Annotated in this window: 15 protein-coding genes; 6 read left to right on the top strand and 9 right to left on the bottom strand. The window is 69.2% G+C overall.

What is annotated here, in order from left to right:
• The 3 genes from ACTOWL_RS34355 to ACTOWL_RS34345 form a co-directional block, all read left to right on the top strand.
• Window positions 1-446 (top strand): LysR family substrate-binding domain-containing protein (locus ACTOWL_RS34355; RefSeq protein WP_441325804.1); only part of this gene is annotated, 446 nt, incomplete at its 5' end.
• Window positions 447-524: 78 nt separating this feature from the next.
• A complete protein-coding gene (locus ACTOWL_RS34350; RefSeq protein WP_441325803.1) occupies window positions 525-1,928 on the top strand; it encodes a Do family serine endopeptidase in 1,404 nt (467 codons plus the stop codon).
• Window positions 1,929-1,991: 63 nt separating this feature from the next.
• On the top strand, window positions 1,992-2,840 hold the full coding sequence (locus ACTOWL_RS34345) for a hypothetical protein (RefSeq protein ID WP_441325802.1): 849 nt from the start codon (window positions 1,992-1,994) through the stop codon (window positions 2,838-2,840).
• A 21-nt stretch (window positions 2,841-2,861) separates the two neighbouring features.
• On the opposite strand, the gene ACTOWL_RS34340 is transcribed toward ACTOWL_RS34345, so the two are convergent.
• Together ACTOWL_RS34340 and ACTOWL_RS34335 are read right to left on the bottom strand one after the other, a co-directional pair.
• Window positions 2,862-6,050 (bottom strand): efflux RND transporter permease subunit, encoded by a 3,189-nt coding sequence (locus ACTOWL_RS34340; RefSeq protein WP_441325801.1) that lies wholly within the window; start codon window positions 6,048-6,050, stop codon window positions 2,862-2,864.
• Between the two features lie 12 nt (window positions 6,051-6,062).
• On the bottom strand, window positions 6,063-7,256 hold the full coding sequence (locus tag ACTOWL_RS34335) for an efflux RND transporter periplasmic adaptor subunit (RefSeq protein WP_441325800.1): 1,194 nt from the start codon (window positions 7,254-7,256) through the stop codon (window positions 6,063-6,065).
• A gap of 233 nt (window positions 7,257-7,489) precedes the next feature.
• Here ACTOWL_RS34335 and ACTOWL_RS34330 point away from each other — a divergent pair, with 233 nt between their 5' ends.
• Entirely contained in the window at window positions 7,490-8,815 is a 1,326-nt protein-coding gene (locus tag ACTOWL_RS34330; RefSeq protein ID WP_441325799.1) for a replication-associated recombination protein A, read from the top strand.
• A 21-nt stretch (window positions 8,816-8,836) separates the two neighbouring features.
• Here ACTOWL_RS34330 and ACTOWL_RS34325 read toward each other — a convergent pair whose 3' ends face one another.
• A complete protein-coding gene (locus tag ACTOWL_RS34325) occupies window positions 8,837-9,292 on the bottom strand; it encodes a VOC family protein (protein WP_441325798.1) in 456 nt (151 codons plus the stop codon).
• A gap of 88 nt (window positions 9,293-9,380) precedes the next feature.
• Here ACTOWL_RS34325 and ACTOWL_RS34320 point away from each other — a divergent pair, with 88 nt between their 5' ends.
• Window positions 9,381-10,232 carry a TrmB family transcriptional regulator gene (locus ACTOWL_RS34320; protein ID WP_441325797.1) on the top strand — a complete coding sequence of 284 codons (852 nt, stop codon included), beginning with the start codon at window positions 9,381-9,383 and terminating at the stop codon, window positions 10,230-10,232.
• 6 nt (window positions 10,233-10,238) lie between these two features.
• Here the strand turns inward: ACTOWL_RS34320 and ACTOWL_RS34315 are convergent, their stop codons facing one another.
• The 6 genes from ACTOWL_RS34315 to ACTOWL_RS34290 all read right to left on the bottom strand — a co-directional run bounded on the left by ACTOWL_RS34315 (window position 10,239) and on the right by ACTOWL_RS34290 (window position 22,650).
• On the bottom strand, window positions 10,239-10,691 hold the full coding sequence (locus tag ACTOWL_RS34315) for a VOC family protein (RefSeq protein ID WP_441325796.1): 453 nt from the start codon (window positions 10,689-10,691) through the stop codon (window positions 10,239-10,241).
• A gap of 26 nt (window positions 10,692-10,717) precedes the next feature.
• Window positions 10,718-11,968 (bottom strand): ABC transporter substrate-binding protein, encoded by a 1,251-nt coding sequence (locus ACTOWL_RS34310; protein WP_441325795.1) that lies wholly within the window; start codon window positions 11,966-11,968, stop codon window positions 10,718-10,720.
• A 28-nt stretch (window positions 11,969-11,996) separates the two neighbouring features.
• Entirely contained in the window at window positions 11,997-13,097 is a 1,101-nt protein-coding gene (locus ACTOWL_RS34305) for an ABC transporter ATP-binding protein (RefSeq protein ID WP_441325794.1), read from the bottom strand.
• Between the two features lie 2 nt (window positions 13,098-13,099).
• Window positions 13,100-14,005 carry a carbohydrate ABC transporter permease gene (locus tag ACTOWL_RS34300; protein WP_441325793.1) on the bottom strand — a complete coding sequence of 302 codons (906 nt, stop codon included), beginning with the start codon at window positions 14,003-14,005 and terminating at the stop codon, window positions 13,100-13,102.
• The gene (locus ACTOWL_RS34295; protein ID WP_441325792.1) at window positions 14,002-14,883 is read right to left on the bottom strand and encodes a carbohydrate ABC transporter permease; all 882 of its coding nucleotides are present in this window, start codon (window positions 14,881-14,883) and stop codon (window positions 14,002-14,004) included. The genes ACTOWL_RS34300 and ACTOWL_RS34295 overlap by 4 nt, the downstream gene beginning before the upstream one ends.
• A gap of 621 nt (window positions 14,884-15,504) precedes the next feature.
• Window positions 15,505-22,650, bottom strand: a complete 7,146-nt coding sequence (locus tag ACTOWL_RS34290) for a hypothetical protein (RefSeq protein WP_441325791.1) — start codon at window positions 22,648-22,650, stop codon at window positions 15,505-15,507.
• A 197-nt stretch (window positions 22,651-22,847) separates the two neighbouring features.
• Between ACTOWL_RS34290 and ACTOWL_RS34285 the strand changes: the two genes are divergently transcribed.
• A partial coding sequence (locus tag ACTOWL_RS34285) for a hypothetical protein (RefSeq protein WP_441325790.1) occupies window positions 22,848-23,456 on the top strand: 609 nt, incomplete at its 3' end.

Below are 23,456 nucleotides of genomic sequence, written 5' to 3'. Positions count from 1 at the left end.
CGCCGCTGCCGGACAGCGAGGGGCTGGAGCAGCGCCCGGCCTGGGCCGAGCCGATGGTCGCCGTGGTCCCGGCCGACCATGCGCTGGCGGGTTGCGGCCGGATCGGCCTCTCCGACCTCGCCGCCGAGCCCTTCGTCATGTTCCCGCAGGGCGAGGGGCCGGGCTTTCACGCCGCCATTCTCGAGGCCTGCGCCGCCGCCGGCTTCGTGCCGCGGATCGCCCAGTCGGCGCATCAGATGCACGCCATCGTGTCGCTGGTCGCGGCCGGATTCGGCGTGTCGCTGGTGCCGGGCTCGCTGCGCCGGCTGCGGCCCGACGGGGTGCGCTACCTGGCGCTCGCCGATCCTGCGCCGCAGGCCCGGATCGCCGCCGTCTGGCGCCGCGGCGACCGGTCGCCGGCCCTGCTGCAGGCGCTGGCCCTGCTGCAGGAGGTGATGGAGCCGTAGATCCGCGGCATGGCGGCCCATGGACGCCGGCCGGCGGCTTCGGCTAGACCCAGGCCCGTGACGGCGGATGGAGGAAGGATGTTCCGTTTCGCAGGCGCCGCGGCGGCGGTGCTGCTCCTGCTGGCCGGGCCGGCCGCGGCGGAGCCGGTGGTGCCGGCCAGCCGGGCCGAGATCGACCTCAGCTTCGCGCCCCTGGTGCGCAGCGCGGCGCCGGCCGTGGTCAACATCTATGCCCGCCACATGGTGGTCGAGCGGGCGAACCCGCTGTTCGACGACCCGTTCTTCCAGCGCTTCTTCGGCGACGACATGCCGGGCGGCCGGCCGCGGCAGCGGGTCGAGAACTCGCTCGGCTCCGGCGTCGTGGTCGGGGCGGGCGGGCTGGTGGTCACCAACCACCATGTGATCAAGGACGCCGACCAGATCACCGTGGTCTTGTCCGACCGCACCGAGTACGAGGCCGAGCTGGTGCTGTCGGACGAACGCACCGACCTCGCCTTCCTCAGGCTCAAGGACCTCGCCGGCCGGTCGCTGCCGTCGCTGCCGCTCGGCGACAGCGACGCGCTCGAGGTCGGTGACCTGGTGCTGGCGATCGGCAACCCTTTCGGCGTCGGCCAGACCGTGACCATGGGCATCGTCTCGGCCATCGCCCGCACTGCGGTCGGCATCTCCGACTACGATTTCTTCATCCAGACCGACGCGGCGGTGAACCCGGGCAATTCCGGTGGCGCCCTGATCGACATGAAGGGCCGGCTGGTCGGCATCAACACCGCGATCTACAGCCGCACCGGCGGCTCGCTCGGCATCGGCTTCGCCATCCCGGCCAACATGCTGCGCAGCATGATGCGGGCGGCCGAGACCGGGCAGAAGGTGGTGCGGCCCTGGCTCGGCGCCGACGGCCAGGCGGTCGACCGCAGCCTGGCCGAGGCCTATGGCCTGGACCGCCCGGCCGGCGTGCTGGTCAACGGCGTCGCCGCCGGCGGCCCGGCGGCGCGGGCCGGCCTCAAGGTCGGCGACGTGGTCGCGGCAGTCGACGGCCATGCGGTCGACGACCCGGAATCGCTGCGCTTCCGCCTGGCCACGCTGGACCTCGGCGCCACGGCGAAGCTGACGGTGCGGCGCGGGACCGACACGGCGGAGCTGGCGCTGCCGGTCGAGGCGCCGCCGGAGGATCCGCCGCGCGACCAGCGCGTGCTTGGCGGCCGGTCGCCCCTGTCCGGCGCCACCGTGGTCAATGTCTCGCCGGCGGTGGCGGAGGAGTTGCGGCTGAACGGCCCCGGCAAGGGCGTGGTGGTGACCGCGGTCGCCGCCCGCAGCCCGGCGGCGCGGCTGGGGCTGCAGGCGGGCGACGTGCTGCTGCGGCTCGACGACGAGGCGGTAGAGAGCACCGAGGCGCTGGACACGGTGCTGCGCGGCTCCCGTGGCCCGTGGCGCATCGCCGTCCAGCGCAGCGGACAGGTGCTGGAGACGGTCGTCGGGCGGTAGCCCGGTTGCCTCGCCGCCGTCCGGCTGAAATGATCCGCCCCGATTCGAGGAAGGGAATGGATGATGGCGGCACTTTCGACCGGCGACCTGCTGCGGCGCTCCGTGGGCTGGAGCCTGGGGCATGCCGGGGTCCTGGCGCGGCTGGCGGCGCCGGCGGTGGCCTTCGCCCTGATCTTCGGCTTCGCCATCGACTGGCTGTGGGGCGACGAGGTTGCGGCGATGTTCGCGGGCGGAGAGCCCTCCGGCGGCGGCGCCCTGGCCATGCTGCTGTCGATGCTGGTGTGGGTGTTCGCCATCACCCTGATCGCGGTCAGCTGGCACCGCTACGTGCTGCGCGGCGAAATGGCGCCGTTCCCGGCCGACGCCACGGCGCTGCGCTTTGCCCTGTACCAGATCTGGCTCGGCTTCCTCGGTGCGCTCACGGCCATGGCCGGGCTGTTCGTGCTGTCGATCCTGCTCGGCATCGTCGGGGGGCCGTCGCTGCTGCAGTCCATGGCATCCGGCGGGGTGTCGGGGGGCATGCTGGGGCTGCCGGTGGTTTCGGCGGCGACCACGGTGGCGGCGACCGTGCCCTTCGCCTTCTACGGGCTTGTCCTGCCCGCCATCGCGATCGGCGACCGGGGCCTGACCGCGGCCCAGAGCAGCCGGCTGCTGCGCGGCCGGCGGTTGGCCGTGCTGGGCGCCCTGATCATCGCTTCGCTGGGGTTCTTCCTGGTCGCCACCGGCCTCGACCTGGTGCTGGAGGCGATCCTGCCGGACCAGCAGGGCCCCAGCGTCGTGACCCTGCTGCTCGATGTCCTGTGGCTGGCGCTGACCGCGGCCGAGGTCAGCGTCTTCGCGGGCGTGCTGGCCGAGCTGTACCGGGACCTGCGCCTGCCGGAACTGGCGCGGGGAAGCGCCACCCCGGAGTAGCCTCCGGGGTGGCTGCCGCGATCACTCCGCCGGGCCGCCTTCCGGCTTCGGCGCCGGGGCTGCAGGCTTGCGCCGGCCGACCACCGAGCCGAGCCAGCGGCAGACGACGTAGAACATCGGCGTGAACAGCAGGCCGAACACGGTCACGCCGATCATGCCGAAGAACACCGCCGTGCCCAGCGACTGCCGCATCTCGTAGCCGGCGCCCGACGCGATCACCAGCGGCACCACGCCGAAGATGAAGGCGAAGGACGTCATCAGGATCGGCCGCAGCCGGGTGCGGGCGGCCGAGATCGCGGCCTCCTGCCGGCTCTCGCCATGCTCCTCCGCCTGGCGGGCGAACTCGACGATCAGGATCGCGTTCTTCGCAGCCAGGCCGATCAGCACGACGAAGCCGATCTGCGCCAGGATGTTGACGTCCATGCCCCTGAGCAGCAGCCCCGTGACCGCGGCCAGCAGGCACATCGGCACGATCAGGATGACCGACAGCGGCAGGGTCCAGCTTTCATACTGCGCCGCCAGCAGCAGGAAGACGAACACCACCGAGGCGACGAACACCAGCATGCCGGTGTTGCCGGCCAGCTTCTCCTGCAGCGCCAGCTCGGTCCATTCGAAGCCGAAGCCCTGCGGCAGCGTCTCGGTGGCGATCTGCTCCATCGCCGCCAGCGCGTAGCCGGTGGAATAGCCCGGCAGGGTCGATCCCTGGACCTCGGCCGCCGGGTACAGGTTGAAGCGCGGCACGCGATAGGCGCCGGTGCGGTCGTGGAAGCTGGCCACGGCGCTGAGCGGCACCATCCCGCCGCTGTCGCTGCGGGTCTTGTAGTTGCCGATGTCGCGCAGGGTCTGCCGGAACTTGCCGTCCGCCTGGGCGGTCAGGCGGAAGGTGCGGCCGAGATAGTTGAAGTCGTTGACATAGGTCGAGCCGAGATAGACCTCGAGCGTCTCGAACACCCGGTCGGCCGGCACGCCCAGCATCTCCGCCTTCACCCGGTCGATGTCGGCATAGAGCTTCGGCGTGCGGGTGTTGAACAGCGAGAAGATGCCGGCCAGGCCCGGGGTCTGGTTCGCCTTGGCCACGATCTCCTGGGTCGCGGCGTCCAGTGCCGGCAGGCCGCGGCCGGTCTTGTCCTCGACCATCATCTTGAAGCCGCCGCCGGTGCCGATGCCGCGCACGGGCGGGGGCTGGATGGTGATGATGAAGGCGTCCTGGATGGCGGCGAGCTTCTGGTTCAGCGCCTGCTGCAGGTGCCGCACATCCTGCCCCTTGGCGTCGCGCTCGGCGAAGGGCGCGAAGGTGGAGAAGATCGCGCCGGCGTTCGAGGCGTTGGTGAAGGTGGCGCCATCGAAGCCGGAGAAGGGCACGACATGGATGATGCCCGGAACCTGCAGGATCTCCTTGGCGGCCTGCCGCACCACCGCGTCGGTGCGGGCGAGGGAGGAGCCGGGGGGCAGCTGGATCACGGTGATCAGATAGCCCTGGTCCTGGTCCGGGATGAAGCCGGTCGGCGCCCGGCCGAACTGCAGCCCGGTCAGGCCGATCAGCCCGACATAGAGCACCAGCATGACCACGGCGAAGCGCAGGATCCGCCGGGTCAGCCCGCCATAGCCGTGCGACAGCTTGTCGAAGGCCCAGTTGAAGCCGCGGAAGAAGGACTGGATCGGCCGGAACAGCACGAAGGTCTTCTTCTCGTGATGCTCCTGGTGCGGCTTCAAGAGGATGGCGCAGAGCGCCGGGCTGAGGGTCAGCGACACGAAGGCCGAGATCACCGTCGCCGCGGCGATGGTGACCGCGAACTGGCGGAAGAACTGGCCGGAGATGCCGCTGATCATCGCCGCCGGGATGAACACGGCGCACAGCACAAGGGCGATGGCGATCAGCGCGCCGCCGACCTCGTCCATGGTCAGATGCGCCGCCTCCTTGGGCGATTTGCCTTCGCGCAGATGGCGTTCGACGTTCTCGACCACGACGATGGCGTCGTCGACGACGATGCCGATGGCCAGCACCAGGCCGAACAGCGACAGGTTGTTCAGCGAATATCCCAGCGCCGCCATCACGATGAAGGTGCCGATCAGCGAGATCGGGATGGCGACGACCGGGATGATCGCCGCGCGCCAGGTCTGCAGGAACAGGATGACGACGATGACGACCAGGGCGATCGCTTCCCAGATCGTCTTCTCGACCTCATGCACCGATTCGGCGATGAACTCGGTCGGGTTGTAGATGATGTTGTACTGCAGGCCGGGCGGGAAGCTCCTGGACAGCTCCTGCATGGTCGAGATCAGCCGCTCGGCCGTCTCCAGCGCGTTCGATCCCGGGCGCTGGAACACCAGCAGCGGCACCGCCGGCCGTTCGTCGAGATAGCCGTTGGCGGTGTAGTCCTGCGCCGCCAGCTCGACCGTGGCGATGTCGCGCACGCGGGTGACGCGGCCGTCGGTGTCGGTCTTGATGACGATGTTGCCGAACTGGCGCGGGTCGGACAGGCGGCCGAGGGTCTCGACATTGAGCTGGTAGGCGCCGCCCTGGCCCGGCACCGGCGGCTGGTTCAGCACGCCGGAGGCGACCTGGACGTTCTGCGAGCGCAGCGCCGCGACGATCTCGCCGGCCGTGAGGTTGCGCGAGGCCGCCTTGTCCGGGTCCAGCCAGACCCGCATGGCGTAGTCGCGGGCGCCGAAGATGCGCACGTCGCCGACGCCGTCGAGGCGGGCCAGCACGTCGCGCACCTGCAGCGTCGCGTAGTTGGAGATGTAGAGCGGGTCGCGCGATCCGTCCGAGGAGCTGAGATGGATCACCATCAGCATGTCGGGCGAGGATTTGCGCACGGTCACGCCGATCTGGCGCACCTCGTCCGGCAGCCGCGGCTCGGCCACGGCGACGCGGTTCTGCACCAGCACCTGGGCGATGTCGAGATCGGTGCCCAGGCTGAAGGTGACCTGGATCACCAGCTGGCCGTCGCCGGTCGCCTGCGACTGCATGTACAGCATGTTCTCGACGCCGTTGATCTCCTGCTCGATCGGCGTCGAGACCGTGTTGGAGACCACCTCGGCCGAGGCGCCGGGGTAGGAGGTGCGGATCTCGATGGTCGGCGGCGCGATCTCGGGATACTGCGCCACCGGCAGGGTGAAGTAGGCGGCCGCGCCGAGCAGCACGACCAGGATCGACAGCACCGTCGCGAAGATCGGGCGGTCGATGCAGAAATGGGAGAAGCGCATCTGGGCCCGTCCTCAGTTCGCTTCGTATTCCGGCGCCGGCTCGATCTTGCCGGGCTGCGCCGTCACCTTGCCGCCCGGGCGGGCGCGGACCAGGCCGTTGATGATGACCTTGTCCTGCGCGCTCAGGCCCTCGCGCACGATGCGCAGGCCGCCCGGCTGGGTCGGGCCCGGCCGGATGATCTTGGGTTCGACCGTGCCGTCATCCTTGACCGTCATCACGATCCGGTTCGACTGGTCGGTCAGGATCGCGCTGTCCGGGATCAGGATGGCGTCGTATTCGTTCGACCCGGGCAGCCGCAGCCGGCCGAACTGGCCCGGGGTGATGAACAGGTCCTTGTTGTCCAGGAGGGCGCGGGCGCGGATGGTGCCGGAGCCGGGGTCGAGCTGGTTGTCGACGAAGTTCATGGTGCCGGCATGCGGCCAGTCCTGCTCGTCCGGCAGGCGGGTCTGGATGATGGTGGCGTTGTCGCGGGTCGAGGGCAGCTTGCCGGCCACCACCGCGCGCTGATAGGCGAGGTAGTCGGACTCGCTCATGTCGAACTCGAAATAGATCGGGTCGAGCGCCACGATGGTGGTCAGCAGGGTCGAGCTCGGGTCGCCGGTCACCAAGTTGCCGATGTCGACCCGGCGGTTGGAGACGCGGCCGGCCATCGGCGCCTTGACCTGGGTGAAGTCGAGGTTCAGCTGCGCCGACTGCAGCGCCGCCGTGGTCTGGGCCACCGCGGCCTCGGCCGCCCGCCGCTCCTGCACCGCCTGGTCATAGGACGAGCGCGAGACGTTGGACTGGGCGACTAGCGACTGGGCGCGGTCGAGCTGGACCTTGGCGAGGTCGAGCCGGGCCTCGGCGCTGCTCAGGTCGGCCTTGGCCGAATCCACCGTCGCCTGGTAGGGCCGCGGGTCGATCACGAACAGCACGTCGCCCTGCTTGACCGTGGCGCCGTCGGCGAAGTTGATCGACTGCAGGTAGCCGGAGACACGGGCCCGCACCTCGACCGAGGCCGTCGCCTCGTAGCGGCCGGTGAACTCGTCCCATTCGGTGATGCGCTGGACCAGCGGCGAGGCCACCGTGACCGGCGGGGGCGGTGGCGCCGACTGCCCCTGGTCGCTGCCCGATTCGTTGCAGGCGGCCAGAAAGGCCACCGTTCCCAATGCGACGAGGGTGCCGAATACCCTTCCTGGCCGCGTCTGCAGGCGCCCGGTCATCATGTCTCGCACTCCGAAGGAGGTCCCCGGCCAAGAGGGTCGTGCCTGCATGGGGGGTTGTCAATTGTCGGGGTTAGGGCTGAGCGGTCGTTCGCCTTTTGCACTGCAAAAGTTCCAGGCGAAGTGACCGTGATCACAACCGGGCGAAAGCGTGGCCGGAATGTGGCGATGACCCCTGGCGCCGTCGAAGCTCGCCATTGCGCCGCGGCGGCCGCTGGCCGACGATGCGGCCCATCATGGCTCGATCTTCCAGACCCGACGACACCCCATCGCTCTTCGCCGGCCAGGCGCCGCGGCCCTTGGCCGACCGGCTGCGGCCGCGCAGCATCGGCGAGGTGGTCGGCCAGGACCACCTGCTGAAGCCGGAGGGGCCGATCGGCCGGATGGTGGCGGCGCACCGCATCGCCAGCATGATCCTGTGGGGGCCGCCCGGCTGCGGCAAGACCACCCTGGCCCGCCTGCTGGCCGAGCACACCGACCTGCATTTCGAGCCGCTGTCGGCGATCTTCTCCGGCGTGGCGGAGCTGCGGAAGATCTTCGACGCCGCCCGCGGCCGGCGCGCGGTGGGGCAGGGCACGCTGCTGTTCGTCGACGAGGTGCACCGCTTCAACCGCAGCCAGCAGGACGCCTTCCTGCCGGTGGTCGAGGACGGCACCATCACCCTGATCGGCGCCACCACCGAGAACCCGTCCTTCGAGCTGAACGCGGCGCTGCTGTCGCGCTGCCAGGTCTTCGTGCTGAACCGGCTGGACTTCGCGGCGCTGGAGGAACTGCTGCAGCGGGCCGAGGCGGCGGAGGGCCGCCCCCTGCCGCTGGCGCCGGAGGCGCGCGACGCGGTCAAGGCCATGGCCGATGGCGACGGCCGCTATTTGCTGAACCTGGCGGAGGAGCTGTTCGCCCTGAAGGCGGCGGCACCGCTCGACGCCGCCGGCCTGGCCCAGACGGTGCAGCGCCGGGCGCCGGTCTACGACAAGGCGCAGGAGAGCCACTACAACCTGATCTCGGCGCTGCACAAGTCGCTGCGCGGCTCCGACGTCGATGCCGGCCTCTACTGGTTCGCGCGGATGCTGGCGGGCGGCGAGGACCCGCTCTATGTCGTGCGGCGGCTGGTGCGCTTCGCGGTCGAGGATATCGGCATAGCCGACCCGCAGGCGCTGACCCAGGCGCTGGCGGCCTGGGACGCCTATGAGCGGCTGGGCAGCCCGGAGGGCGAGCTGGCGATCGCCCAGGCGGTGATCTACCTGGCCACGGCGCCGAAGTCGAACGCCGCCTACACCGCGTTCAAGACCAGCGCCCGCGCGGCCAAGGAGACCGGCAGCCTGATGCCGCCGATGCACATCCTGAACGCCCCGACCCGGCTGATGAAGGAGATCGGCTACGGCAAGGGCTACGCCTACGACCACGACACCGACGAAGGCTTCTCCGGCCAGAACTACTTCCCGCCGGACATGGACCGGCAGCAGTTCTACCAGCCGGTCGAGCGCGGCTTCGAGCGCGAGATCAAGAAGCGGCTGGACTACTGGGCCAAGCTGCGGGGGCAGAGGAGCGAGGACGGGGAGTAGGCCTCCCCGTCCAGGCCTGTCTCACACCATCGTCACGCCCGGCGGCGGCTCGGGGGCGCCGACGGTCTGGCAGAACCACAGCGAGTAGCCGTAGGGGTCCTTCACCGCAAAGGTGCGGTCGCCCCACCATTGCGTGCTCAGCGCCTCGGTCACCGCCACGCCGCGCGACCGCACCTCGTCGTGGAAGGCGTCGACATTCTTCACGTAGAAGTAGATGTCGAGCGGCCGGGCCCCGCCTTGGCCCCGGGTGGCGCCGCCGCCCGGCGACTGCGGGCGGCCCATCATCACCATGATGCCGTCGCGCCGGACGATGCCGAAGTCGAACTTCCCGTCCTTGCCGACGATGCCCATCATGTGGCCGAAGCCGAGCTTCTCCAGATAGAACTCGCGCAGCGTCTCCACCTCCTCGACCCAGAAGCTCGGGATCACCTGCGCCGGGGCCTCCGGATATTTCAGGTGGCTCAGATCCTCGCTCATGTCTCTCTCCCCAGGAGTTGTTGCCGATGGGGAGATTGTCCGCGGCCGTCGGCTCGCTTTCATCTACTTTCTGGAGTAGAAAGCGGTCATGCGATGGCAGGACCTGGCGCTGCTCGACGAGGCCGGCTTCTCGCTCTACGAGAAGCGGGCCCTGGTCGGCCTGGGGATTCTCGGCGTCTCCGACGCGGCCGGGCTGTGCCGCGAGGGCGACATCCCGACCTCGAAGATCTACCTGGCGATGGAGAAGCTGGCCCGGCTGGGGCTGTGCGAGATCCAGCACAGCCGGCCCAAGCTGTATGCCGCGCTGCCTGCGGACGCGGTGGTCGACCGGCTGGTCGAGCTGGCGCGCGAGCGGGCGGAGAGCTTCGCCGCCCAGGCCGACCAGCTGCGCGCCACGCTGCGCGACCTGCCCGGGCGGCTGCGCGGCGGCCGCGGCGTGGTCGATTTGGCGCTGGGCACCGAAAGCCATGTGAAGCGCCATCTCGCCCGCCTCGCCGGGGCGCGGCGGCGGGTGCTGTCCTATCTCGAGGAGGGCGACCTCTCGGCCATCGACCGCCAGGCCGATTCCGGCTTCGACGTGCTCAAGCGCCTCGCCCGCGCCGCCTCCGGGCGTGGGCTGGACCACCGGGCGATCTTCGGCTTCTCCGACCGCACGGCGCCGCGACTGCTGGCGTTCCTGCGGCGCCACGGCGGCACGCTCGGCCACCTGTCGGGGCTGCGCTATTCGGGCGAGCTGGGCCACCCGTTCCATGTGCTGGACGACGAGACGGTGATCCTGTCGCTCGACCACCCCTTCGTGCCGGAGGGGCGCTTCGCCTCGCTCCTGGTGCATGACCGCGAGCTGGCCGCCAGCCTGACCCAGGGCTTCGAGACGCTGTGGCAGAAGGCGCTGCAGGACCTGCGCGAGATCCGCTTCCTGCCGCGCCCACCGTCGGGCTGAACCACCCTATCGCGCGTCGATCTCCAGCAGCTCGATCAGGGCGCCCAGCTGCGGCTCCGTGTCGACATAGGCGTAGCGGCCGCCGGTGAATTCGCCCTTCTGCAGCAGCGGGTAGCCGCCGGCCTCGAAGGCGGCGACCTTCTCCTTCATGCCCTTCACCTTGAAGGCCAAATGGTGGCAGCCGGGGCCGTTCTTCTCCAGGAACTCGCGCCAGCAGCTCGGGTGCTCGTCGGGCTCGATCAGCTCGATCTCGACATTGCCGAAGGTGAAGAAGGCCATGCGGCAGCGCGCCTCGGACGGGGCGCCGCGATACTCGGTCTCGGCCTCCGAGCGCGGGCCGGAGGTCACCCTGGCCTTGATCGGGGCGTCGAAGAAGCCGCTGAACCATGCCGCGGTCTTGTCCAGATCGTCGGTGACGAAGCAGATCTGGGCCACCATCTTGTCGTCGAAGAATTTCATTCCGGATATCCTCGGTTGCGGGCAGGTCAGAAGATCGTGTCGTAGGCGTTCTGCAGGCCGGCGATGAAATCGGCGTCGGTCATGCCGGGGTCGTTCCAGAACTTATCGGCCTCGTCCCAGATCGCGCTCAGCCAGTCGGGATCGGCGGTGTTGTGCGGGCTCTGGTGCTGGATCGCCGGGTCGGCCAGCAGGTCGTGGACGATGGCGTTGCAGGCGTCGAGCTTGTCGGACGGAGAGTCCAGCCGCACCGGGCTCGACCCTTTGACGGCCGCGAACTCCGCCTGCACCTGCGGGTCGACGACGATCGAGGCGAACAGCTTCTGCGCCTTGGTCTTGGCCTCGTCCTTGGTGTCGAGCAGGCCGAAGGCGTCGACCGTCACCACCACCCCCTTGGTGCCGGGGATGTTGATGCAGTCGTAATCGGTGCCCAGCTGCTTCCCGGCGCTGCGGAACTCGCCCTTCATCCAGTCGCCATGGACCTGCATGAAGGCCTTGCCGGTGATCACCAGGTTGGTGGTGTCGTTCCATTTGCGGTTGGGCGAGCCGGGGTCGGTGTGGTGCTGGAACTTGCGGAACAGCGCCAGAGTCTGGCGCATCTCATTGGAATCGATGGCGCTGCGGTCCGGCGTGCCGCCGTAGATCCGCTCATAGATCGCGCCGCCGGTCCGGGCCGCCATCAGCGCGTGCAGCAGATAGCCGATCTGCCACTTCTCGCCGCCGATCGCCAGCGGGATGTAGCCGGCGGCCTTGATCCTGTCGGCGACGGCGAAGAAGTCGTCGAGCGATGTCCAGCTCTTCGGGTCGACCCCGACGGCCTGGGCGACGCGGGTGTTGTAGAACACCATGCCGTCGATGTGGACCGCGGTCGGGACCTTCATGATCTCGCCGTCGACGGTGATGCTCTTCAGCACCGAGTCCGGCAGGTTTTTGGTGGCGCCGATCTCGTCGAACAGCGGGCCCACCGGGAAGGCCAGGCCCTGCGATTTCAGGTCGCGATAGATGCCCGGGCTCGACTCCATGAACACATCGGGCGGGTTGCCGCCGGTCAGCATGTTGATCAGGCTGACATTGGTGCCGCTGTCATGCGGGATCGACAGATCCTTCCAGACGCCGCCGCCGGCCTCGAACCGGTCGCGCAGCACCTTCAGCGACGCCATCTCGGTCGGCGACGACCAGTTGTGGAAGATCAGCAACTCCTGCGCCCGGGCCGGCACCGCGGCCAGCAGCGGCAGCGACAGGGCCGCGGCCAGCGCCGCCATCCTCAGCCTGAACCTCATGACGTCCTCCCTGGTTGGCCTGCATTGCTCACAGTCTTTGTCCCGAGGCCGTGTCGAACACCGCGATGCGGTCCAGCGGCAGGGCCAGCGACGCCCGCTCCTGGCGGCGCAGCGGCTCGGCCGCGGCAGCGTCCAGCTTGGCGGCGATCATCCGCTGCGGCAGCGACAGGAACAGCACCACGTCGGAGCCGGACTTCTCGGAATGGCCGACCGGCAGGTCGAGCCGCAGATGCCGCCCCTCGGCGCCGTTCGGCGGCCGCAGATGCTCCGGCCGGAAGCCGATGGTCACCGGCCGGCCGGGCTCGGGCGGGCGGCGCCACGGATAATCGTCCAGGCCGAAGCTCAGCCCGCTCCGCCCGTCCACCGCGGCCAGCCCGTCGGCCTCCGCCTGCAGCGCGCAGTCGACGAAGTTCATCGCCGGCGACCCGACGAAATCGGCGACGAAGATGTTCTCCGGCCGGTCGTAGATCTCGTCGGGCGTGCCGACCTGCTGGATCACGCCCTGGTCCATCACCGCGATCCGGGTGGCCATGGTCATGGCCTCGACCTGGTCGTGGGTGACGTAGACCACGGTGTTGCGCAGCTGGCCGTGCAGCTTCTTGATCTCGATCCGCATCTCGGTGCGCAGCTTGGCGTCCAGGTTCGACAGCGGCTCGTCGAACAGGAAGACGCCGACCTGCTTGACCAAGGCGCGGCCGATGGCGACGCGCTGGCGCTGGCCGCCGGACAGCTGCGCCGGCTTGCGGTCCAAGAGCGGCTCGATCTGCAGCAGCTTCGCCGCCCAGGCGATGCGGCGGTCGATCTCGTCGCGCGACAGCTTCCGCGCGCTCAGCCCGAACTTCAAATTTCCGCGGACGGTCTTGGTCGGGTACAGGGCGTAGGACTGGAACACCATGGCCAGCCCGCGGTCCTTGGGGTCGAGATGGGTGACGTCGCGGTCGCCGATCCGGATCTCGCCGCCGCTGGGGTCCAGGAGGCCGGCCAGCAGGTTCAGCAGCGTGGTCTTGCCGCAGCCGGACGGGCCCAGCAGCACCACGAACTCGCCGTCCTCGATCCGCAGGTTCAGGTGCTCCAGCACCGTCAGCGGCCCGTATCTCTTGACGATGTCGCGGAACTCGACGGCCGGCATGGCTACCCCTTGATCGCGCCTGCGGTGATGCCCTGGATGAAGAAGCGGCCGAGGCCGAAATAGATCGCCAGCGGCGGGATCGCGGTCAGCAGCGCCGCCGCCATGTTGACGTTGTAGAGCTGCTCGCCGGTGGTGGTCAGGGCGACATTGGCCAGCACCACGTTCATCGGCTGGCTGCCATAGCCGCCGAAGGTCAGCCCGACCAGGAAGTCGTTCCAGATGCTGGTGATCTGCAGGATCAGGACGACGATCATGATGTTGCCGGACAAGGGCAGGATGATCTCCAGGAAGATCTTCCAGAAGCTGCCGGAATCGATCATCGCCGCGGCCGTCAGCTCGGCCGGGATCGTCTTGAAGAAGTTGTGGAAGATCAGCGTCAGCACCGGCATCGCCAGCACCGCATGGACGACGGCGATGCCCAGCGTGCTGCCATAGATGCCGGCCAGCCCGGTCAGCTTGATCAGCGGGTACATGATGATCTGGAACGGCACGAAGGCGCAGATGAACAGGGTGAACAGGAAGCCGTTGGCCCAGCGCACCGGCCACAGCGCCAGGGCGTAGCCGGTGACCGCGGCCAGCGAGATCGACAGCACCAGGCTGGGCGCCAGGATCATCAGCGAGTTCAGGAAGCCGATGCCGACGCCGTCGCAGTTCATGCCCGAGCAGGCGTTGAACCAGGCATAGCGCCAGGCCTCCAGCGTCCAGGTGTCGGGCAGCGAGAAGATCCGGCCCAGCCGGATCTGGTCCATGGTCTTGAACGAGGTGGTGACGATGACGTAGAGCGGCACCGCGAAGAACGCCGCCGCCATGGTCAGGAAGGCCAGGGTGGCGATCCGGTGCGGCCGCAGCCGGCGCCGTCGGGCGCGGTCCGGGGCGACGGGCGTCGCCAGGGCGGTCGCCTGGCTCATGCTGCCGCCTCCCGCCGCCGGCGCAGCACGGCGAACACCAGGAACGGCAGGAACAGCACGAAGGTCATCAGCAGCATGACCGTCGCCGCCGCCGCGCCATAGCCCAGATTCTGCTTGGTCCAATAGGCATTGATGGCGAAATAGGCCGGCACGTAGGAGCCGTTGCCCGGCCCGCCATTGGTCATGGCGACGACGATGTCGTAGGCCTTCACCACCCCGAGCGACAGCAGGATGATGCAGGTCAGGAAGGTGAATTTCAGCATCGGGATGATGATCTCGATGTACAGCCGCCAGACCGACACCCCGTCCAGCTTGGCCGCCTTCCAGATCTCCGGATGGATCGACTTCAGCCCAGCCAGCATCAGCGCCATGAAGAAGCCGGTGCTCTGCCAGACCGAGGCGAGGATGATGCCGTACATCACGGTCTGGGAGGAGGCGAGCCAGTTGAAGCCGACCCAGTCCCAGCCGATCGAATGGAAGGCGTGCTCGACCCCCAGCGTCGGGTTGAACAGCCAGCGCCAGACCAGGCCGGTGACGATCAGCGACACCGCGAGCGGATACAGGAAGATGGTGCGGAAGAAGCCCTCGCCGCGCACCTCCTTGTCGATCAGCGCCGCCAGGATGAAGCCGAGCACGATGCTGAGCAGGCTGCCGATGCCGAGGATGACGACGTTCTTCAGCGCCATCGCCCAGGAATCGTCGGCGAGCAGGCGCTGGTACTGGCGCCAGCCGATGAAGGTGTAGTCCGGAAAGCGGCGGCTGTTGGTGAAGGACAGGTACACCGTCCAGCAGATCGCGCCGAGGAACGCCACCAGCGTGACCGCCATCGCCGGGGTGAGGGCCAACTGCGGTGAGAGCCTGCTCCAGCGGACCGCCATGCGCATCCTCCCCTTGGGAAGCGTCATCCGGTGATGGTCGGTTGTTGCCGTCCTGAAAGCGCTTGACCGTCCGGCCCGGACGGCTGCGTATTAACGTTAACCTAGAAGCGGGCAGGACGAGAGTCAACCGGGCTGGCGATCGGTTCCTTTGGATGGAGCGGAGACGACGCATGGGCGAAGCAGGGATCCCGGGGCTGGGCACCGCCGCGCCATCGCCCTCTCGGATCGTTCGGGGCATCAGAGCGGAGGTGAGGGCCTGGTCTCCGGTTCCTTCACCGGTTCGTGCAGCGCCGTCCGGATCAGGTCCCGCTTGAAGGATCGCCGCCGCATGACCGCTGTTTGCGGCCGCGATCGGCCTGGGCCGGCTGGAACTGGAGGAAAGCCGGCCCAGAGAAGGGCTGCCGCGGCGCCGCGCTTTGATGTGGGCAAAGGGTGAGGAGCGGCCTCACAGCGGTGCTTCAGACACGGTCCGGATCGCGCCATTTCCCCTCCGGTTGGGCGGCGGTCTGGACCAGGGGAGCCATCCGGGACGAGACGATGACGTCTGCCTGTGTTTGCCGGATCGAAGCAGGCCGGACCGCGGGGTGGCAATCCCGCGATCCGGCCGCTGTCGACACCGTCTCAGAAGTGATAGGCGGCCCGGGCGCTGGCGGACTGGCTGAGGTAGGAGCCGCCGACATCCGCCGTGTACTCGCCCTTCAGCTCGAAGCCGCCGGCCCGGAACAGCTGCACCCCGACATCGATCCGGCCCAGCACCTCCGGCGAGTCGATGTGGTCGCTGAAGGTGCCGTTCGCCGAGGACGCCCCGACGAAGCTGGAATGGATCGTCCGCGTGCTGTCGGGCTGGTAGCTCAGGCCGAAGGCGACATAGGCCCGCAGCGCTGTCTCCGGATCCAGGTCCAGCCGGCCGCCGAACTCCACCATCGGCGACAGCGCCACGCTGGTCTTGCTGCTGCCGCGGACGTCGAGGGCGAAGAGATCGTCGCCCTTCTCCTTGAAGCCGGGCAGGTCGGTGTAGACCACGTCGAGATCGCCATAGGGCCGGATGTACCAGTCGTCAAAGGCGAACTCATAGGCGGCGCGCAGCCGGCCGCCGGCCAGGAAGATGCTCGGGTCGCTCTGCAGCGTCTCGCTGGCGATGCCGGGGATGTCGAGCCGCCGGTTGGCCTCGAACGAGCCGCCGGCGAAGGCCATCGACCCGGCGAACTGCCACGGCCCCATGACGCGCTTCAGCGTGACCGACCCGTCATAGGTGTCGCCGTTGCCGGAGGAGCCGCCATCCATCGTCGTCCAGCTCTGGCCGAAACCGAAGGAGGCGCCGAGATACCAGTCGGGGGCGATCTCGTGCTGGGCGCCGATCCGGTAGGTCGTGCCCGAGACGTGGTAGCCCGGGGTGTTGTTGCCGGTGGAGGACTGGTCGGTCCAGCGCCCGGTGACCTTGGCCCAGACGCAGTTGTCCTCGCCCAGCAGCACATTCTGGTCGACCAGGATCGGGCAGCTCATCGCCGCGCCCAGGATGGCGCCGGCCGAATTGGCCAGGGCGATGGATTGGGCATGGTCCGCCTTGCTCGACCAGGCGTCGAGCGCCGCCCTGTAGTCGCTGCCGTCGTTCATCCGCGACAGCTCGGCGAAGACGGTGGCGAAGGCCTTGTCCCCGTTGTCCCAGACCCGGCCGTAATAGCCGGCCAGCGAGGACTGGCTGTCGGTCAGGGACACGCCGTCGGGCTTGAAGTCCCGGCGCGGCGAGAGCGAGAGGGTGTTGCCCGACTGCGCGATGTCCCAGTGGAACAGCTGCACATCCGCCCCATCGGCCGTGGAGACGAGATGCCCCGCCGTCACCACCGGCAGCGCCCCGGGCAGCAGCGTGATCGCCGTCGGCACGATCTTGCCGTCCAGCGTCGCCGTGCCGTCGACCTGGAGATGGCCGGCCGTCCGGTTGAGCGAGTCGACGGTCACGCCCAGCCGGCCTTCCCCGGTCTGGGTGAAATCGCCGGTGACATGGGTGCTGCGCAGCTCTCCCGGCATGCCGAGATTGACGGTGCCGTGGTTGACGACGTCGCCCTGGACGTCGGGGCCGGCGTTGAAGACGCTGCTACCGGAGGAGTTGGTGATCGTGCCGCCGCCCAGATAGGTCGCGCCCGTGACCGTGCCGTCATTGGTGACGTTGGTGGTCCCGCTCCCCATCTGCACGATCGCGGTGCCGCTGGTGCCTGACATGGTGGTGAGCGAGCCGCCGGAGCTTACGGTCACGACGTTGCCGCCACTGGCGCCGTCGATCTCGATGGCACTGGCGCCGAGTTGGGTGGAGTTGCCGGACTGATCGGACATGGCAGCCTGGCCGCTGCCGCCCACCACGCTGCCTCCGACGGTGACACCGACCGGGGATGAACCGTAACCCGAGCTTTGCGCAAAGATACCGATCCCGCTCGCGCCGGTGGCCGACACGGAGCCGGTCGTCGTTATGGTGACGGGGCCGCCCTGACCGGCGCCTTTAGAGACGTTGGGGGAGCCGGCATAGATCGAATTGCCGTTGATGACGAGGGCGCCGCCGCCGCCGAGGCTTTGGGCGAGAATGCCGCCCGCACCGCTGACGCTGACGCCGCCGTCGACTTCGACGTTGACGGTCCCGCCCTCCCCGACGGAATTATCGGGAGCTGACAGGCCCGACGGCGGCGACGTGCTGAGCACCGGGCTGTCCCCGGTGAGGTTGACGAGGCGGATGATGCCGCCGCCGCCGCCGATCGATTGCGCCACGATGCCGTGCGCCCCGATGCCCGTCGTGGTGATTGTGCCCTGGCTGCCCAGCGTGACGCTGACGGCGCCGCCGACATTCGACTGGTCGCTCGAGGCACCGCCGATCGTCAGGTTGGGGGGAGCCGAAGAACTCTGCTGGCTTGTCACGATGCCGCCGCCGCCGCCGATCGACTGCGCCAGGATGCCGAAGGAATCGTTGCCGGTCGTTGAGATGATCAAGGGGGTATCGCCGTTCGAGGAGGGTGCGAAACTCACCGCACCACCCGCGCCGCTGGCAGCCGAGCCGCCGCCCGCCGAGAGCTTCAGTGTTGCCGATTGCTGCCAACCGCCGACACCACCGCCGACGAAGAGGCTGCTGCCGGCGCCCGCCATGCCGCCGCCGCCGCCGATCGATTGCAGGTCCACGCCGTCGGCCGCATCGCCGGTGGTGGCGATGCTGGTGGAAACCGGGTCCGGGTTGTAGTAGCTGAGGGTGACCGTGCCGCCGTTGCCGCCCGCGCCGCCCGAACCACTGGTTGCGCCCCCGACCGAGAGCGTGCCCGTCGCGCTGTCGGAGCCGTCGGCGCCGGTGCCGCCGCCGCCGCCGATGCTTTGGGCGATCACGGCGGTGGCGCCGAACCCGGCCGTGCTGATACTCGTATCGTTGTCGAAGGATCCCCCCTGGTTGCCTTGGTCCAGTTCGACCGTGACCGAGCCGCCGTCACCGCCGGCCCCTCCATGCCCGCCGATGGCCAGATCGTGGTTTACGGGGATATAGGACAGCCCGCCCGTACCGCTCGAGACGGCGACGCCGCCCTTGCCGCCGCCGCCGCCGATGCTCTGGGCGACGATGCCATTGGCCCAATCCCCGGTTGTCGTGATCGGAGCATAGAGTAGCGTCAATACGGTGCCGCCGTCGGCGCCGGTCGCCCCCTTGCCTCCGATGGAGAGCTCGAGGTTGCCGGCGAACGAGCCGCCCGATTCACCTTTGAGAAAGCTCCCCCAGTTGCTCACCGCCTGGCGCGCACCCAGCCCTTGCAGTATCGGGTTGTCCGCCGAAGCGTCGGCTCCGGCCGATCCGCCGAGCCCGCCGCCGCCGCCGATCGACTGCGCGACGATACCGGTCGCGTCAGCGCCATGTGTCGTGATGGGCCCCATTGCGGACACCGTAACGGCGCCGCCCGTGTTGCCGCTGCCCCCCTTGGCGCCCAGATTGAGGTTCAGTCCGACCGAAATGTTTGTGCTGTCGTCTGTTGAGAAACTCTCCCCCACGTTGATGGAGCCGCCCTGGGATGTGCCGCCGCCGCCGCCGATCGACTGCGCCATCAGGCCGACCGCCCCGGAGCCAAAGGTCGTGATGCTGTTTCCGGCATACTGGTCAACCGTCACGCTGCCGCCTGTTCCGCCAGAGCCGCCTTGCGAACCCAAGGTCACGCTGATCGACGTGTTGGTGCCGGTGCCGAAGGCCTGGGAGTTGCTGCTGCCGAACCCTGCGTTGCCGCCGCCGCCGCCGATCGATTGCGCGACGACGCCGTCGGCGAAGTCGCCATAGGTCGTGATCGAAGTGGGGTTTGAACCGGAGGAGTCCTGCTGACGACTGCAACCGCCGGCGCTACCGGTGCTCGGGCAATCGGTCAGCGTGCCGCTGAGCACGACGTTGACATTACCGCCCGCACCGCCTGAACCGCCACTGCCGCCCATTGCGACCGTCCCGACCGCGGATATGGACTCGGTGTCCTCGGGCATCGCATCGAAATATCCCACCACCACCGCGAGCGCCGAGGAGTCGCCGCCTGCGCCGCCGCCGCCGCCGATGCTCTGCGCCAGGACCGCCGTCGAACCCTGGCCGCTGGTGATGATCTTGCCGCCGTTCGACAACCCGAAGCTCGCAGCCCCGCCATCGCCGCCACCGCCACCCGCCCCGCCCACGGCCGCCGATATGGCCATGGCGAACTGAATCCCGGGTGTCGGAGTCTCGACCGCAAGAGACTGAGCAGACGCCGACCCGCCGAGCCCGCCGCCGCCGCCGACGCTCTGGACCACGACGCCGTAACTGTCGACCGGCAAGGGGGCGCATGGCAGCCCCTTAACGCCACTTTTGCTGGTGCAGGTCGGCGCCCCGCTGGTCAGCAGCGGATTCTGGCCCGTGGCGATGGTGCCTGCCGTCACTTGGGCTTGGGCCGGACCGCCGGCGCCTGCCGTTCCGCCGGCGCCGCCGACCGCCCACGATGCGGAGAAGCCTACCCCGACCGAGCCGGCGAAAGCGTTGCCGCCGGTGCCGCCGCCGCCGCCGATCGACTGCACCACGAGGCCGGGCGACTTCGTCCCGACGGTGGTGATCATGGGGCTGACGGGGGTAGACGTGGAGCTTGGGATGTCGAAGCTGGCCGAACCGCCGTTGCCGCCATGGCCGGCATTGCCTCCGATGGCGACCGACGCAGTGGGTGCATCGCTTTCGGCATTGCCGCCATTGCCGCCGCCGCCGCCGATCGACTGCAGGACGAAGGCGGGCGAGAAATCCCCGTTTGTGGTGATGACCGTGTTCTGGTTGTTCGTGCTGGACACGGCCCCGCCCGCTCCGCCGGCCGCCTGCGCTGTGCCGCCGACGCTGACAAAGACACCCGTCGAGCCGCCGCCATCGCCGCCGCCGCCGCCGATCGATTGTCCGAGGATGCCGATTGCGGAAGTGCCGAACGTCGTGATGTCGCCGGAGTCGGTGCTGATATTGACGGTGCCGCCAGCGGCGGTGAGAGGGTTGGTGTCGCCGTCGCCGCCAACCGCGACGAAGCCGGAGCCGGACCCGCCGGCGCCGCCCGAGCCGCCGATGGACTGCGCCAGGATGCCGTCCGCGTTGTCTCCGAGGGTGGTGATCGATCCAGTGTGCTGCACCGTCACCGTGCCGGCCGCGCCGCTCGACGCACCTGTGCCGGCGCTGCCGTAGAAGCCGGCCCCCGTGGATCCCCCCGCTCCGCCGGCGCCCGACATCGACTGCGCGAGGATGCCGCGGGCCGACGCGCCCTTCGTGCTGATATAGCCATAGTTGTTGACCGTCACATCGCCCGCATTGCCGCCGGCGCCGCCATTGCCCCCCGTGGTGACCAGACCGGTAGCCCCCATGGCATTGCCGCCGGCGCCGCTGAGGCTCAGTGCCACGATGCCCGAAGAATCGGCGGTCGAGGTGCCGATCGAAGAGGTATCGTCCAGCGTGACCGTCACATTGCCCGCGTTGCCGCCGGCCCCGCCGTAGCCGCCGCTGCCGACGGCGATGCCTGTACTGCCGACGCCTCCCTGACCGCCCGGGCCGCCCTCAGACTCGGCGACAATCCCTGACGAAGCGATGCCCGACGTCCCGATCGAGGTGAAAGGCAGGGATACGCTGATGTCGTTGCCCGATCCCCCGCTGCCGCCATTGCCTCCATGGGCGTTGTCGAAGTCCTTGTCGGCATCGCCGCCACGGCCGCCGGCGCCGCCGGCACTGTGGGCCGCGATCCCAGGCGAGGGGGTCGCGATCCCAGGCGTGGGGCTGCCCGAGGTCGTCAGATTGATTGGGTATTGGGCCGTGCCGGTGAGCTGAATCTGGATGGGTGCTGTGATGTCGCCGCCCTCTCCGCCATTGCCGGCGGTCGTGCCGGTAACAGGATTCGCAAATCCGCCAAACCCGCCGGCTCCGCCCTGGACAAGCGCCGCGACGGCCGCCGAACCGGCGCCGTTCGTCGATATCGTGACCGGCGCCGTGACAGTCGTGACCTGAATGAACCCGACAATGGTATTCGTGGTTTGGCTCAGGTCGACATTCCCGCCGGCGCCGCCGTTCCGGTGGGCCTCACAAGTATGGGGTGAGCAGGTGGTGGCGAATTCGCCATTTCCGCCTGCGCCGCCTCGTTCGTAGATCAGGAGGCCGGGCAGCGAATCCCCTGAGGTCGTGACATTCGCGTCCGTGACCGTGATCGACGCATAGCTGACAGATCCACCATTACCGGCGTTGGTGGACTTGCCGCATAAGGCGCCGCAATCCACCAACTGTCCTCCCTCGCCGCCAACGATCGCCGCCGAGACGCCGGCGCTGGGAGTGTGGAGAGACGACGTCGTTGGGGCGATGCCGTTCGCCATGACGCTGACGTCGGCGCCCGCGGTGAGAGTGACCTCTGCGAGAGATCCGGAGCCACCGTTCCCGCCATTGTCACCATCCGTGGCGTCGCCACCATCGTTGCCCGCCGACTGCGCCAGGACACCGTACACTCCCGAATTGGAGCTGCTGGAACTGGAGTTCCAGGTGAGGGTGACGCTGACGGGAGCCGAGCTGGTTACCGTGGAGCTTGCGCTGTTGCCGCCGGTGCCGCCGTTCCCGTCGCCATTGTTCGCCCCGCCGCCGCCGCGCGAGAGCGCCTCGATCCCGCCATACCCATTGGCGGTGATGGTCGCGTCGATTGTACCGCTGTTGGTGATGACCACGCCGCCGGAAGCCCCACCCGGATCGCCGGGACCTGCGTCGCCGCCTTGCGCCAACCCGTAGAGGGCGCTTCCGCCCGATGACTCGACGCCCTGCAAGATGATGGTGCCGGTATTGGTGATGGTCAACGGCTGCTTAAGCGGCTGATCATTCGAATAGGTGTTGCCGCTTTGGCCGCCAATCATCGCCGCGGACAACCCATAGATCGCATTGGCACTCTGCCCCGACATCACCGTCAGGGATCCCGTGTTGGTGACCTCCAGGCCCGCGGTGTTGGAGGAACCAAAAACGATCCGCGAGGGGGCCGAGACGACGCCCAGCGCAGAATTTTGGGAAGATGACGCCGCGGAGGTGATGTCGCCCGCAGCCGTCACGGATATGGGCAAGACAAATGGGAAGGATGGGTTGCTGGTGTCGAGGGGTGCGACGAACGATATTCCGGAAGAATACTGTCCGGCGGCGAGGCTGCAGGTATAGACGCCGGTCTGCGACGAGATCGAGCAGCTTTGCGCCCTTGCCAGGGCTGGCGCCGCGAGCCAGACGACGCATCCGAGAAGTCCTGCCCAGAAGCCATGCCGGATCATGGTGCCCCCCCCTTGCATCGGCAGTTCTCGACACTGCGGTCGGGAATGCGGTCGGCTCAGTGTAACGGACGCCCTCCCCCGGACGCGTCACCGATCCATCACCGATGCATCACCGATTGCCCGGCTATGCAAATTTTACGATGATCCGGTGCCGCCCGGAGAACCGGGGGAGGAACGCCTTGTCACAGGGGCCGGAGATGCCGGCATTGCACCGCCAGGACAACAGCGGCGGCCTGGACGCCCCCGCCGCGCCGTCGGGCGTGGGGCTGGTGCTGCGCACCCGCCTGTTCGAGCGGCTGGAGCAGGCGCCGCCGCGGGCCCTGCTGTGGGTCTCGGCCGCGCCCGGCACCGGCAAGACCGCCCTGGCCGCCACCTGGGCCGAGTCGCGCTGGCGCCGGGCCGGCGACGCCGCGGTGCTGTGGTACGCCGTCGACGAGGCCGACGCCGACCCGTTGCGCCTGTTCGCCACGCTGGGCGGCTTCCTCGGCCTGCCGCACGGCTTCGGCACCAACATCCCGCCCGACCCGACGCCCCGGGCGGTCGCCAAGATCGCCGAGGCGGCACGGCGCTGGTTCGCCGCGGCGCCGGCGGACCAGAAGGCCGGCCCCCGGCTGATCGTCTTCGACGACGTGCACCAGGCGCCGCCCGAGGCGGTGACGGTCGCGCTGCTGCCCATCCTGGCCGCGGCGCTGCGGCCGGAGGACCGGGTCCTCTGCCTGTCGCGCCTCGATCCGTCCGACCCCGTGTCCGGGCCGCCGCCGACGCTGGTGACCGACCTGCACGTCACCGCCGGCGAGTACCCGGAC

The sequence above is a fragment of the Inquilinus sp. CA228 genome (assembly GCF_052078665.1).
Classification (GTDB): Bacteria; Pseudomonadota; Alphaproteobacteria; order DSM-16000; family Inquilinaceae; genus Inquilinus.
Note: the sequence above shows the minus strand (reverse complement) of the source record. Positions and strands in the feature narration are given on the sequence as shown.